Here is an 11,616-nt window from a genome sequence, read left to right on the forward strand (position 1 = left end):
TTTCATGCTGATAGAGCCCAGGCGCGACGAACGCCCAGATCTGGTACAGCACGACTGGCAGCGCAATGACGAGTGCAACCATCATGGTCACCTTCATCGGCACGAAGAACGAACCCGTGACATCGGTGACGATCAGTTTGCCGTCCTTCGGCAGATTCACCATCAAGGGCCGCGCGAGCAGCCTGAAGATGTCCGGCGCCCAGTAGACGAGCCCAAGAAACACCACGATGACGGCAATGCCGGCGCGAATGATGCGATCGCGCAGTTCAACGAGGTGAGAAATGAAGGTCTCTTCGGTGCCTTCGGTTTGATTTAGCTGGGGGTCGCTCACGCCGGCCCTCGGTAGGAGATTATCGCCAGAGTCATCAGAAGAAACGGGTCGGCCGGCGCAGGCTCACCGGCGTATGACGCGCCACGCGCGCCGCGCCCGACTGTACGCGCGTGCGGCGGGTGGTGGCGCGCTTGTACCAGGTCGGCATTGCCGTCTGCTTGACACGCCAGTTCTTGCGCTTCGGCGCTGCGGCCGGCGGGCTATGCCAGGAGGTGGATACGGACGAATTGCCCGCCGCGCTTTCAAGCGAGCCGCCGGCAATGCTTGGACTTACCGACGAACCCGAACCCCACGCGTCGTTCAGCTCGGATTCGTGCTTGCGCATCGTATCGTGAACCTTGGTTTCGACGTTGCTCGCCGCGGTCTCGAACTCGGTCTTCATGCGCCGCAATTCGTCGAGTTCGATTTCACGCGTGACTTCGGCCTTAACGTCATTGATATAACGTTGCGCGCGGCCGAACAGCGCCCCCGCGGTGCGGGCGACGCGCGGCAGCCGCTCCGGCCCGAGTACGACCAGTGCGACGACGCCGATCAGCGCCATCTTGGTTAAACCGAGGTCCAGCATGGAGGGTGGTTCCCGTCAGTGCGCGGTTGGGCCGCGGCTTAGCGGTAATCGCTCGAACGCGGCGTCTTTTCTTTTGCGTCGACGTCGACCGTTTCGCGCGGCAACTCGCGCTGCTGCGGGTCTCCCGGTGTCTCCGCTTCTTTCATGCCTTCCTTGAAGCCCTTCACGGCGCCACCCAGATCGGTGCCGATATTGCGCAGCTTCTTCGTGCCGAACACCAGTGCAACGATCAGCAGAACAATCAGCCAGTGCCAAATACTAAACGAACCCATGACTTCTCTCCTTAACCCCGACGCCGCCGGCATCGCATTTGCGCGCGGCGGCCCTGTGCGCCTTACGGCCCGAATCGAGACGCGTACGCCTCATCTATACGTTGCCGCCGCTGCTTCAGATTCTCCCAGCGGCACTGCGCATGATTGTCTACGGCGAATCACGACGCCCTCATTACATTGCAGCAGAAAACGCCTTGTCCAATCGTGCGACATGATGCACCAGCCAGGGCGCCAGCGGAACCCGACCGGATGGCCAGGTTCATGGAGCAGTGGCCGCAGCGTTCAGCTCACCCCATGCGTTGCCACGGGCGCGGCCCCGCCAGGATATGCGCGTGCAGGTGGTACACCTCCTGACCGCCGCCCGGCCCGGTATTGATTACCGTGCGAAAACCGGTTTCGCCGCCCGTGTAGGCCACGCCGAGTTGCTGCGCCAGGCGCGCCACCAATATAAGCATTCTACCAAGCAGCGGTGCATCGCTTTCGGTGCAGTTCGACAGTGTTTCGATGTGCTTGCGCGGAATCACGAGCACATGCGTCTCGGCGGCGGGACGAATATCGCGAAAAGCGACGAACTCCTCGTCCTCGTGGACTTTGGTAGACGGAATCTCGCCCGCGGCGATCTTGCAGAAAAGGCAGTTTGAATCGTGGCTCATGGATGTCCTGAGGCGCAAACAGACGAGGCGGCCAGACCGACGGTCAGAACCACGCCCGCGGATTCACTAGCGGCTTGTTATCGTACAGATACAGCCAGCCCTTGATGATACGGTACAACATCCAGATCCCGACAGCCCACAGGATAGGAATTCCGATCACGACAAAAAACAGCAGGCCGCCGATCAGATAACCGAGCATGCACCACCAGAAGGTGCGCATCTGCCACTGGAAGTGCGCTTCGTATGGCGTGCCGATCACGTCGGGCCGCTTTACGTAATTGATGATGATGGCGATCAGCACCGAGATGCCGCCCGTCAACCAGTAGACCGCGTACAGCGCATACAGCACGTGCGTCAGCGTGCGGGCGCTGCGGTCGCGTTCGGATTCGAGGGCATTGCGGTACGTGGGCGGCGGATATCCGCCTTGCGACTGTTCCATGCTTGCGTCCTCCTTCCTGTTACTGGGTTGACGTTCAGTTGACACCCGGTTGCCTTTCAGTCGCCGTTCTGCTCGCGGTCGCGGCTCTTGCGCAACGCTTTCTCTTCGATACCCGACATGCCTTCGCGGCGCTCGAGTTCGGTGAGCACGTCGGCCGGGCTCAGATCGAAATGCGACAGCATCACCAGACAATGGAACCACAGGTCGGCGACTTCGCCGACCAGCGCGGTGGGCGCGCCGCCCTGGCGCACGTCCTTGGCGGCGAGCACGACCTCGGTCGCTTCTTCGCCGATCTTCTTCAGCACCGCGTCGTCGCCCTTATGGAACAGGCGCGACACATACGATACGTCCGGGTCGCCGCCCTTGCGGCTGTCGATGATGGCTGCAAGCCGCAGCAGTGTATCGTTCGTCGATTGCGAGTTTTGCGTCATTTGTAGATGTGTTCGGGGTCTTTCAGGACGGGTTCGACCGCGACCCAGTCGCCATCGTCGACCGTCCCTTCGAATTTCTGGAAAAAACACGAGTGGCGGCCGGTATGACAAGCGATGCCCGACACCTGCTCGACCTTCAGCAACACCACGTCTTCGTCGCAGTCGAGCCGCACTTCGTGCACATGTTGCACGTGACCGGACTCTTCGCCCTTGAACCACAGGCGCTGGCGCGAGCGTGAGAAATACACCGCGCGGCCGGTCTCGACCGTCTTGGCGAGCGCCTCGCGGTTCATCCACGCGAACATCAGCACGTCGTTGCTCGACGCTTCCTGGGCAATCACCGGCACGAGGCCGTTCGCGTCCCACTTCACCTTGTCGAGCCAATCTACAGCCGTAGGATTCACCACGTCACAACCTCACCGAAATACCCTGGTCGGCCATGAAGCGCTTGGCTTCGCCGACCGTGTGTTCGCCGTAGTGGAAGATGCTCGCGGCCAGCACGGCGTCCGCGTGACCGTCCTTGATGCCGTCTGCGAGATGCTGCAGCGAGCCGACGCCGCCCGAGGCAATCACAGGAATCTATACGGCGTCCGACACGGCGCGCGTGAGCGCCAAGTCGAAGCCGCTCTTGGTGCCGTCGCGGTCCATGCTGGTGAGCAGGATTTCGCCGGCGCCGAGTTCGGCCATTTTGCGCGCCCATTCGACCGCTTCCAGCCCGGTCGCCTTGCGCCCGCCATGTGTGAAGACTTCCCAGCGCGGGGGTTCGCCGTCCGCGGAGACGCGCTTGGCGTCGATCGCCACCACGATGCATTGCGAGCCGTATTTGTCGGTCGCGTCGCGCACCAGTTGCGGGTTCGCCACGGCCGACGAGTTCATGCTGATCTTGTCCGCGCCAGCGTTGAGCAAACGCCGCACGTCTTCGACCGCGCGCACGCCGCCGCCGACCGTCAGCGGAATGAACACCTGCGAGGCAACTGCTTCGATGATCGGCAGGATCAGGTCGCGCTGGTCGGAGGTGGCCGTGATGTCGAGGAAGGTGAGTTCGTCGGCGCCCTGCTCGTCGTAGCGACGGGCAATTTCGACGGGGTCGCCCGCATCGCGCAGTTCGACGAAGTTGACGCCCTTGACCACGCGACCAGCCGTGACGTCCAGACAGGGGATGATGCGTTTAGCTAGAGCCATGATCGTGCAAATTCTTGCCAATACCGCTGATGAGGCCGCTCCGAGGCGAGCGGCGCAATGCCGGCGCGCGTTGCCGCGCAGGGCCCACAAGCCCAGCGCTAGCACACGCGCGGGCCGCCGCGCTCAGGCGTCGTCCGACTCGCGCAGCTTGTCGGCGAGCGTCTGTGCCGCCGTGAAATCGAGGTCGCCCGAATAGATGGCGCGCCCGCAGATCACGCCTTCGATGCCTTCGATTTCGACTTCGCACAGCGCTTCGATGTCGGCGAGATTCGACAGCCCGCCACTTGCGATGACCGGAATCTTCACCGCGCGCGCGAGACGCACCGTCGCGTCGATGTTGATGCCCTGGAGCATGCCGTCCCGGCCGATGTCGGTATAGATGATCGACTCGCAGCCGTAGTCCTCGAACTTGCGCGCGAGATCGACGACTTCGTGACCGGTCAGCTTGCTCCAGCCGTCCGTGGCGACCTTGCCGTCTTTCGCGTCCAGGCCCACGATGATATGGCCGCCGAACGCCGTGCAGGCGTCCTGCAGGAAACCGGGATTTTTCACCGCCGCCGTGCCGATGATCACGTACGACAGACCGTCGTCCAGATAGCGCTCGATCGTGTTCAGGTCGCGGATCCCGCCGCCCAGCTGGACGGGAATCTCACCACCGACCTCTTCGATGATCGCGCGGATCGCGTCTTCGTTCTTCGGCTTACCGGCGAACGCTCCATTGAGGTCGACGAGATGCAGGCGCCGGGCACCGCGGTCGACCCAATGTCGGGCCATAGCCGCCGGTTCCTCGGAAAAAATCGTCGCCTGGTCCATGTCGCCCTGTTTAAGGCGTACACACTGACCATCTTTCAGGTCGATGGCGGGAATCAGCAGCATAGCAATCGGGTGTTGTCAGGGAAGAAGGTTTAAAGTCGGCCGGCGCCGAGCAAGCGGGGTAAGCCCGCCCGCGCACCGTTTCGCTAGTTTAGTACAACTCTTTCAGTACCCCGGTGCATGTGTATGCGGGCTTCGGGAACTCAGGTTCGGACGCGGGGCCGGCATAGGGCAAACGGCACCCAACAGAACCGGCTATTAAACGGTAGGCGCTCACGGGTTCCAGTGCACGAAGTTTCGATACACACGCAGTCCCGCTTCGGCGCTCTTCTCCGGGTGGAATTGCGTCGCGAAGATGTTGTCCCGCGCCACCGCCGACGTAAAGGGCACACCGTACACGGTCTCGCCCGAGGTGTGCGCCGCGTTGTCTGGCGCTACGTAGTAGCTGTGCACGAAGTAGAAGAAGCTGTTATCCGCGACGCCGTCCCACAGCGGGTGCGGCAACGCCTGGCGCACGCGATTCCAGCCCATCTGCGGCACCTTGAAGCGCGAGCCGTCGTCCTGCAACTGACCTTCCAGATCGAAGCGCAGCACCTTGCCAGGCAGCAGGCCGAGGCCGCGCGTATCGCCCTCGGCGCTCCAGTCGAACAACATCTGCTCGCCCACGCATACGCCCATCAGCGGCTTGTTGCGCGACGCTTCAACCACCGCCTCCTGCAGGCCCGATTCACCGAGACAGCGCATGCAGTCGGGCATTGCGCCCTGGCCGGGCAGCACGACACGGTCAGCCGCACGGATCGCTTCCGGCTGGTCGACGATCGCCACGTCCGCGTCCGGCGCGGCCTTCCTCAACGCCTGGGCGACCGAACGCAGGTTGCCCATTCCGTAATCCACAATCGCAATCGAAGTTTTCATTTCAAGTTAGACAGTAACGCCTCGCCCAACGGACGAGGTGAACGACTTGAGGATACCCGTCGCAAAGCGCACGCCCGGTCCGGTTAGTCTGCGCCTGGAAACGCCCGGCCGCCTCAGGTTTTGCGCCCGGCAAGGAGTCCCGCGCGCAGCGGCAACAGGTCTGGGATGCTTACAGGCTGCCCTTGGTCGACGGAATCTGCCCTGCCGCGCGATCATCCAGTTCCACCGCCATGCGCAGGGCTCGTCCAAACGCCTTGAACACCGTTTCCATCTGGTGATGGGCGTTCAGGCCGCGCAGGTTGTCGATATGGAGCGTCACGCCAGCGTGGTTCACAAAGCCGCGGAAGAATTCGATGGACAGATCGACGTCGAACGTACCGATGCGCGCACGCGTAAACGGCACATGGAATTCGAGGCCCGGCCGGCCGGAGAAATCGATCACGACGCGCGACAGGGCTTCGTCCAACGGCACGTAAGAATGACCGTAGCGGCGAATGCCCTTCTTGTCGCCGACGGCCTTCGCGACCGCCTGCCCCAACGTGATGCCGACGTCTTCGACCGTGTGATGGTCGTCGATATGCGTGTCGCCATGCGCCTCGATGTCGAGATCGATCAATCCATGCCGCGCGATCTGGTCGAGCATGTGATCGAGGAACGGCACACCGGTGGCGAGCTTCTGCTTGCCGGTGCCGTCCAGATTGATCTTGATACGGATCTGCGTTTCGCTAGTGTCGCGAACGACTTCCGCCTGGCGCATGGTAATTCCTCGAATCTGACTATGAAAGAAAGGGAGTTGGGGGAACGCCGAATGCCGCGCCCGCCCGGCGGTGCGCGGCGTAACGGCACGCCATTTAATGCAGCACGAGTTTCAGTGCGGCCAGCAATTGCGTGTTTTCTTCAGGGGAACCGACCGTCAGGCGTACGCAATTCGCCAGCAATGGATGCATTTTACTCACGTTTTTGATCAAAACCCGCGCAGTCAGCAGCGTGTCGAACATAACGGATGCATCAGGTACCCGCACCAGCAGGAAGTTACCCGCGCTCGGGAAGACCTCCGCGCCCGGCAACTGGGCCACGGCGTGCGCCAGTTTCGTGCGCTCCTCGCGCAGTTGACCGGCCTGGGCATCGAGCACGTCGAGGTGATCGAGCAGGAAATCAGCGGTAGCCTGGGTCAGCACATTAACGTTGTAAGGAGGCCGCACCTTGTCGAACTCGGTGAGCCAGCCCGCGCGTCCGACCAGATAGCCGAGGCGAATGCCGGCGAGGCCGAGCTTGGAAACCGTGCGCATCACGACCACGTTGTCGAACGCATCGGCGCGCGGCAGCCAGCTTTGCTGCGCGAACGGCTGATAGGCCTCGTCGATCACCACCAGGCTCTTGTCCGCAGCGGCGATGATGCGCTCCACGTCCGCGTCGTCGTACAGCGTGCCGGTCGGGTTGTTCGGATACGCCAGATAGACGATGGCCGGCTGATGCTCGGCAATGGCCACGAGCATTGCCTCAGTGTCGAGCGAGAAATCCGTCTTCAGCGGCACGCCGACGAAGTCCAGATTCGCCAGCCTGGCCGACAACTGATACATCACGAAGCCGGGCACCGGTGCGAGCACTTTCGCACCCGGCTGCGCGCAGGCCATCGAGATCATGCTGATCAGTTCATCCGAGCCATTGCCAAGCAGAACTTCGCAGTTTGCCGGCACGTCCATCACCCGCTTGATCTTGGCGAGCAGGGCCTCTGGCCGAGGCGCCGGATAGCGGTTCAGCGCGACGCGGGACAGACGCTCGCCGAGCTGGGCTGCGAGCGGCGCCGGCAAGGAGAACGGGTTCTCCATGGCGTCGAGCTTCACGAAGCCCGTGGCGTCGGGAACCGGATAGCTCGTCATTGCGAGGACGTCGCGGCGAATGATGTCTTGAGGTGTCGTCATGGATGGGCGGACCGGCCGACGTGGGGCAGGTCATGCAGGGACGGCGCAAGCGCCGCCCCGGTTGGTCAATGTTCTGCTAAAGGAGCCGGCTGAACGACACCTGACTGGGATACCCGACGCGCTCAGCCGTTCTGCTTCATCCGGTACTCGGCGCTGCGGGCATGCGCAGGCAGTCCTTCACCATACGCCAGTTCGGCCGCGATCTCACCCAGGGTCTGCGCACCTTCCGCACTGACTTCGATCACGCTCGAGCGCTTGAAGAAATCATAGACGCCGAGCGGCGACGAGAACCGTGCGGTGCGTGACGTAGGCAGCACGTGATTCGGGCCTGCGCAGTAGTCGCCGAGGCTTTCGCTCGTGTAGCGGCCGAGGAAGATCGCGCCTGCATGGCGGATCAGCTTGCCCCATTGATGCGGGTCGAGCGCGGAGATTTCGAGGTGTTCCGGCGCGATGTCGTTGGCGATCGCGCAGGCTTCTGCCATGTCGCGCACCTTGATCAGCGCGCCGCGCCCTTCCAGCGAGGCACGGATCACGTCCCGGCGCGGCATGGTTGGCAGCAGTTCATTGATCGCTTCGTGCACGCGGGCGATAAAGGTTTCGTCCGGGGACAGCAGGATGGATTGCGCGAGCTCGTCGTGCTCAGCCTGCGAGAACAGGTCCATGGCGACCCAGCGCGGATCGGTGGTGCCATCGCACAGCACCAGGATTTCCGACGGGCCGGCGATCATGTCGATGCCGACCGTGCCGAACACGCGGCGCTTGGCCGAGGCGACATAGGCGTTGCCCGGGCCGCAGATCTTGTCGACTGCAGGCACGGTGGCGGTGCCGTAAGCGAGCGCGCCGACAGCCTGGGCGCCGCCAATGGTGAGCACGCGATCAACCCCGCCCAACAAGGCAGCCGCCAGCACCAGCGGATTCTTCACCCCGTCCGGAGTCGGCACCACCATAACGATTTCGCGCACACCGGCCACCCGTGCGGGAATCGAGTTCATCAACACCGACGACGGATACGCCGCCTTGCCGCCTGGCACGTAGATACCAGCGCGATCCAGCGGAGTGACCTTCTGGCCCAGCAGGGTTCCGTCCGGCTCTGTGTATTGCCAGCTATGGCTGCCGCATTCGATCTTCTGCTTCTCGTGATACCCCCGCACGCGTCCGGCGGCGGCTTCAAGCGCGGCACGGCGGCGCGGGTCGAGTCCTTCCAGCGCGGCTTCGAGTTCCGACATCGGCAATTCGAGCTCGGCCACGCTCGACGCCTTGAGACGGTCGAAGCGGTTGGTGTATTCGAGCACCGCTGCGTCGCCGCGAGCCTTCACGTCGGCCAGAATCTGTACGACCGATTGCTCGATCGCTTCATCCTCGCTCGCCTCGAACGCGAGCACCGCGTGCAGCGCCTTCCGGAAATCGGGAGCGCTGGAATCGAGTTTGCGAATCTTGATAGACATGCTGGTATCCGTTTCGGTAAAGCGCGCCTGAGGACCTTTAACGAGCGTCAGGCAGTATCACGCATCGACAGGCGCCGTCAGGCCGCCGCATTGGCTTGCCGCGACGCGCGTTCGAACGCGTCGAGGAACGGCCGCAGCGCATCGCGCTTAAGCTTGAGCGCCGCCTGGTTCACGACGAGGCGCGACGAAATCGGCATGATCTCTTCCACCTCGACAAGATTGTTGGCCCGCAAAGTGCCGCCCGAGCTGACCAGGTCGACGATCGCATCGGCAAGACCCACCAGCGGCGCGAGTTCCATCGAACCGTACAGCTTGATCAGGTCGACGTGCACACCCTTCGCAGCGAAATGCTGACGAGCGGTTTCCACGTATTTGGTGGCCACCCGCAGACGCGCACCCTGGCGCACCGCGTTCTCGTAATCGAAGCCCGCCGCCACGGCGACCGACATCCGGCAACGCGCGATGTCGAGGTCGATCGGCTGATACAGGCCGCTGCCGCCATGCTCGAGCAGCACGTCCTTGCCCGCCACGCCGAAGTCGGCCGCGCCGTATTCGACGTAGGTGGGAACGTCTGTGGCGCGCACGATGATCACGCGCAGATTGGCGTCGGTGGTCGGCATAATCAGCTTGCGCGAGGTTTCCGGATCTTCGGCGACCTGCACACCGGCCGCTGCAAGCAGCGGCAACGTCTCTTCGAAGATACGCCCTTTCGACAGCGCGAGCGTCAACGGCGCGCTCACGGCCGGGGACGAAGAAGTTTGCGGTGCCGAGCTCATGCCTGGCTCCCTGCAATGCGGCGCACTCTCGCGCCGACCGCCGTCAGCTTCGATTCCATCCGGTCGTAGCCGCGATCGAGGTGATAGATACGGTCGATCAGCGTCTCACCGTCGGCACACAGGCCGGCGATCACGAGGCTCGCCGAAGCGCGCAGGTCGGTGGCCATCACCTTGGCGCCCGACAGTTTGTCGACGCCGTTCACGAGTGCCGTGTTGCCGTCGATCGTGATGCTGGCGCCGAGGCGGTTCAGCTCCTGCACGTGCATGAAGCGGTTTTCGAAGATCGTTTCGACCACTTGAGCAGTGCCGCTGGCAATCGTATTGAGTGCCATGAACTGCGCCTGCATGTCGGTCGGGAAGGCCGGGTACTCGGAGGTACGCACGCCCACCGCGAGCGGGCGCTGGTCCATGCGCACGCGCATCCAGTCGTCGCCTTCTTCAATCGTCACACCGGCTTCGCGCAGCTTTTCCGTTACGGCTTCGAGGATTAGCGGACGCACATGGCGCAGGATCACGTCGCCACCGGCCGCGGCCACCGCGCACAGGAACGTGCCGGCTTCGATACGGTCCGGAATCACCGTGTGTTTCGCGCCGTGCAGCTTGTCGACGCCCTGGATCACCAGACGGTCCGTGCCGATGCCGTCGATCTTCGCGCCCATCTCAACCAGCAGATGCGCGAGATCGCCCACTTCCGGCTCACGCGCGGCGTTCTCGATCACGGTCTCGCCTTCAGCCAGCACCGCTGCCATCAGCAGATTCTCGGTGCCAGTGACGGTGATCATGTCGGTCACGATGCGCGCGCCCTTCAGACGCTTCGCGCGAGCTTCGATAAAGCCGTGCTCGATCGTGATCTCCGCGCCCATCGCCTGCAGACCCTTGATGTGCTGGTCGACCGGCCGCGCGCCGATGGCGCAGCCGCCCGGGAGCGACACCTTCGCCTCGCCGAAGCGCGCGAGCAGCGGCCCGAGCACGAGGATCGAGGCGCGCATGGTCTTCACCAGCTCATACGGCGCAACGAGATTGTCCACCTTCGACGCGTCGAGCGACACGCGCCCCGCGCCCGCTTCGCTGCGCACACCCATCTGGTTGAGCAGCTTGAGCGTGGTGCGCACGTCCTGCAGGTCGGGCACGTTTTCGAGATGAACCGGCTCCGCGCTCAGCAGGCCGGCGCACAGGATCGGCAGGGCAGCGTTCTTCGCCCCCGAGACCACGATCTCACCGGCCAGCCGCTGGCCGCCTTCAATGACGAGTTTGTCCATACCTGTCGTTTCCTGATCTTCCCGGCTTGCTACCGGGGCTGCTTTGCTTGCTGCGGCGGCGCCGCTACCGGCCTCACGCCTGTCTTGTGTAATTCGCACTAACGTTCCAGATTACGCGTTTTGCCATTCGGCGGGCGTCAGCGTCTTCATGCTGAGCGCGTGGATTTCTTCACGCATGCGGTCGCCGAGCGCCGCATACACGAGTTGATGGCGTTGGATCAGCCGCTTGCCTTCGAAGCTGGGAGACACGATGGTCGCAAAGAAATGCTGACCGTCGCCTTCCACTTCGAGATGCTCGCAGGCGAGTCCAACCGCGATGTATTGCTTGACCTGTTCGGGAGTCGGCAACATGGGGAATACTCCTCGTCAGTGGCGCAGCTTGAAGCCGGAGGCGAGCATGCGCATCGCCACCACGGCCAGCACCACAAAGAAACCGGCGACGATGGCCAGGCTCACGAGCGGATCGATATCCGAAACCCCGAAGAAACCGTAGCGAAAGCCGTCGATCATGTAGAAAAAGGGATTAAGCCGCGACACTTCACGCCACAGCGGCGGCAGCGTGTGCGTCGAGTAGAACACGCCCGACAGGAACGTGAGCGGCATGATCAGAAAA

General features: G+C 63.2%; 16 protein-coding genes and 1 pseudogene. All 17 read right to left on the minus strand.

All coding sequences use genetic code 11. The features are described 5' to 3' along the window. A partial coding sequence (locus M0954_RS30075; protein ID WP_297357146.1) for a twin-arginine translocase subunit TatC occupies positions 1-331 on the minus strand: 331 nt, incomplete at its 3' end. 34 nt (positions 332-365) lie between these two features. After that, the gene (tatB, locus tag M0954_RS30080) at positions 366-896 is read right to left on the minus strand and encodes a Sec-independent protein translocase protein TatB (protein WP_297357148.1); all 531 of its coding nucleotides are present in this window, start codon (positions 894-896) and stop codon (positions 366-368) included. A gap of 38 nt (positions 897-934) precedes the next feature. Further along, a complete protein-coding gene (tatA, locus tag M0954_RS30085) occupies positions 935-1,168 on the minus strand; it encodes a Sec-independent protein translocase subunit TatA (RefSeq protein ID WP_122152696.1) in 234 nt (77 codons plus the stop codon). Positions 1,169-1,455: 287 nt separating this feature from the next. After that, positions 1,456-1,821: a histidine triad nucleotide-binding protein gene (locus tag M0954_RS30090; protein WP_074262638.1), complete on the minus strand. Its 366-nt coding sequence runs from the start codon at positions 1,819-1,821 to the stop codon at positions 1,456-1,458. Between the two features lie 43 nt (positions 1,822-1,864). Next, on the minus strand, positions 1,865-2,260 hold the full coding sequence (locus M0954_RS30095) for a hypothetical protein (protein WP_074262639.1): 396 nt from the start codon (positions 2,258-2,260) through the stop codon (positions 1,865-1,867). Positions 2,261-2,316: 56 nt separating this feature from the next. Next, on the minus strand, positions 2,317-2,691 hold the full coding sequence (locus tag M0954_RS30100) for a phosphoribosyl-ATP diphosphatase (protein WP_122152698.1): 375 nt from the start codon (positions 2,689-2,691) through the stop codon (positions 2,317-2,319). Continuing rightward, positions 2,688-3,098, minus strand: coding sequence for a phosphoribosyl-AMP cyclohydrolase (gene hisI / locus M0954_RS30105; RefSeq protein WP_171991746.1), 411 nt, complete (start codon positions 3,096-3,098; stop codon positions 2,688-2,690). Before hisI ends, M0954_RS30100 begins: the two co-directional genes overlap by 4 nt. Position 3,099: 1 nt before the next feature. Beyond that, a pseudogene (gene hisF / locus M0954_RS30110) lies at positions 3,100-3,873 on the minus strand (imidazole glycerol phosphate synthase subunit HisF). Between the two features lie 123 nt (positions 3,874-3,996). Next, positions 3,997-4,749 (minus strand): 1-(5-phosphoribosyl)-5-[(5-phosphoribosylamino)methylideneamino]imidazole-4-carboxamide isomerase, encoded by a 753-nt coding sequence (gene hisA, locus M0954_RS30115; protein WP_122152700.1) that lies wholly within the window; start codon positions 4,747-4,749, stop codon positions 3,997-3,999. A 210-nt stretch (positions 4,750-4,959) separates the two neighbouring features. Continuing rightward, complete coding sequence (hisH, locus tag M0954_RS30120) at positions 4,960-5,601, minus strand: imidazole glycerol phosphate synthase subunit HisH (protein ID WP_122152701.1); 642 nt, start codon at positions 5,599-5,601, stop codon at positions 4,960-4,962. A gap of 169 nt (positions 5,602-5,770) precedes the next feature. Further along, complete coding sequence (hisB, locus tag M0954_RS30125; RefSeq protein ID WP_074262644.1) at positions 5,771-6,358, minus strand: imidazoleglycerol-phosphate dehydratase HisB; 588 nt, start codon at positions 6,356-6,358, stop codon at positions 5,771-5,773. A gap of 94 nt (positions 6,359-6,452) precedes the next feature. Beyond that, positions 6,453-7,523, minus strand: coding sequence for a histidinol-phosphate transaminase (hisC, locus tag M0954_RS30130; RefSeq protein ID WP_133892484.1), 1,071 nt, complete (start codon positions 7,521-7,523; stop codon positions 6,453-6,455). A 122-nt stretch (positions 7,524-7,645) separates the two neighbouring features. After that, the gene (hisD, locus tag M0954_RS30135; protein ID WP_297357150.1) at positions 7,646-8,968 is read right to left on the minus strand and encodes a histidinol dehydrogenase; all 1,323 of its coding nucleotides are present in this window, start codon (positions 8,966-8,968) and stop codon (positions 7,646-7,648) included. Positions 8,969-9,045: 77 nt separating this feature from the next. Beyond that, entirely contained in the window at positions 9,046-9,744 is a 699-nt protein-coding gene (gene hisG, locus M0954_RS30140; protein ID WP_297357152.1) for an ATP phosphoribosyltransferase, read from the minus strand. Then, positions 9,741-11,003 (minus strand): UDP-N-acetylglucosamine 1-carboxyvinyltransferase, encoded by a 1,263-nt coding sequence (murA, locus tag M0954_RS30145; RefSeq protein WP_297357154.1) that lies wholly within the window; start codon positions 11,001-11,003, stop codon positions 9,741-9,743. Before murA ends, hisG begins: the two co-directional genes overlap by 4 nt. Before the next feature lie 111 nt (positions 11,004-11,114). Further along, on the minus strand, positions 11,115-11,354 hold the full coding sequence (locus M0954_RS30150) for a BolA family protein (protein ID WP_074262648.1): 240 nt from the start codon (positions 11,352-11,354) through the stop codon (positions 11,115-11,117). Between the two features lie 15 nt (positions 11,355-11,369). After that, positions 11,370-11,616: ABC transporter permease (locus M0954_RS30155; RefSeq protein WP_297357156.1), on the minus strand; the 247-nt coding region annotated here is incomplete at its 5' end.

Origin of the sequence: Paraburkholderia sp. (assembly GCF_026225065.1) — a bacterium.
Taxonomy (GTDB): domain Bacteria; phylum Pseudomonadota; class Gammaproteobacteria; order Burkholderiales; family Burkholderiaceae; genus Paraburkholderia.

Bases quoted from the DNA above. Each gene is read 5' to 3' on its own strand.
- tatB (WP_297357148.1), bottom strand. From the start codon at position 896: ATGCTGGACCTCGGTTTAACCAAGATGGCGCTGATCGGCGTCGTCGCA.
- tatA (WP_122152696.1), bottom strand. From the start codon at position 1,168: ATGGGTTCGTTTAGTATTTGGCACTGGCTGATTGTTCTGCTGATCGTT.
- M0954_RS30090 (WP_074262638.1), bottom strand. From the start codon at position 1,821: ATGAGCCACGATTCAAACTGCCTTTTCTGCAAGATCGCCGCGGGCGAG.
- M0954_RS30095 (WP_074262639.1), bottom strand. From the start codon at position 2,260: ATGGAACAGTCGCAAGGCGGATATCCGCCGCCCACGTACCGCAATGCC.
- M0954_RS30100 (WP_122152698.1), bottom strand. From the start codon at position 2,691: ATGACGCAAAACTCGCAATCGACGAACGATACACTGCTGCGGCTTGCA.
- hisA (WP_122152700.1), bottom strand. From the start codon at position 4,749: ATGCTGCTGATTCCCGCCATCGACCTGAAAGATGGTCAGTGTGTACGC.
- hisH (WP_122152701.1), bottom strand. From the start codon at position 5,601: ATGAAAACTTCGATTGCGATTGTGGATTACGGAATGGGCAACCTGCGT.
- hisB (WP_074262644.1), bottom strand. From the start codon at position 6,358: ATGCGCCAGGCGGAAGTCGTTCGCGACACTAGCGAAACGCAGATCCGT.
- hisC (WP_133892484.1), bottom strand. From the start codon at position 7,523: ATGACGACACCTCAAGACATCATTCGCCGCGACGTCCTCGCAATGACG.
- hisD (WP_297357150.1), bottom strand. From the start codon at position 8,968: ATGTCTATCAAGATTCGCAAACTCGATTCCAGCGCTCCCGATTTCCGG.
- hisG (WP_297357152.1), bottom strand. From the start codon at position 9,744: ATGAGCTCGGCACCGCAAACTTCTTCGTCCCCGGCCGTGAGCGCGCCG.
- murA (WP_297357154.1), bottom strand. From the start codon at position 11,003: ATGGACAAACTCGTCATTGAAGGCGGCCAGCGGCTGGCCGGTGAGATC.
- M0954_RS30150 (WP_074262648.1), bottom strand. From the start codon at position 11,354: ATGTTGCCGACTCCCGAACAGGTCAAGCAATACATCGCGGTTGGACTC.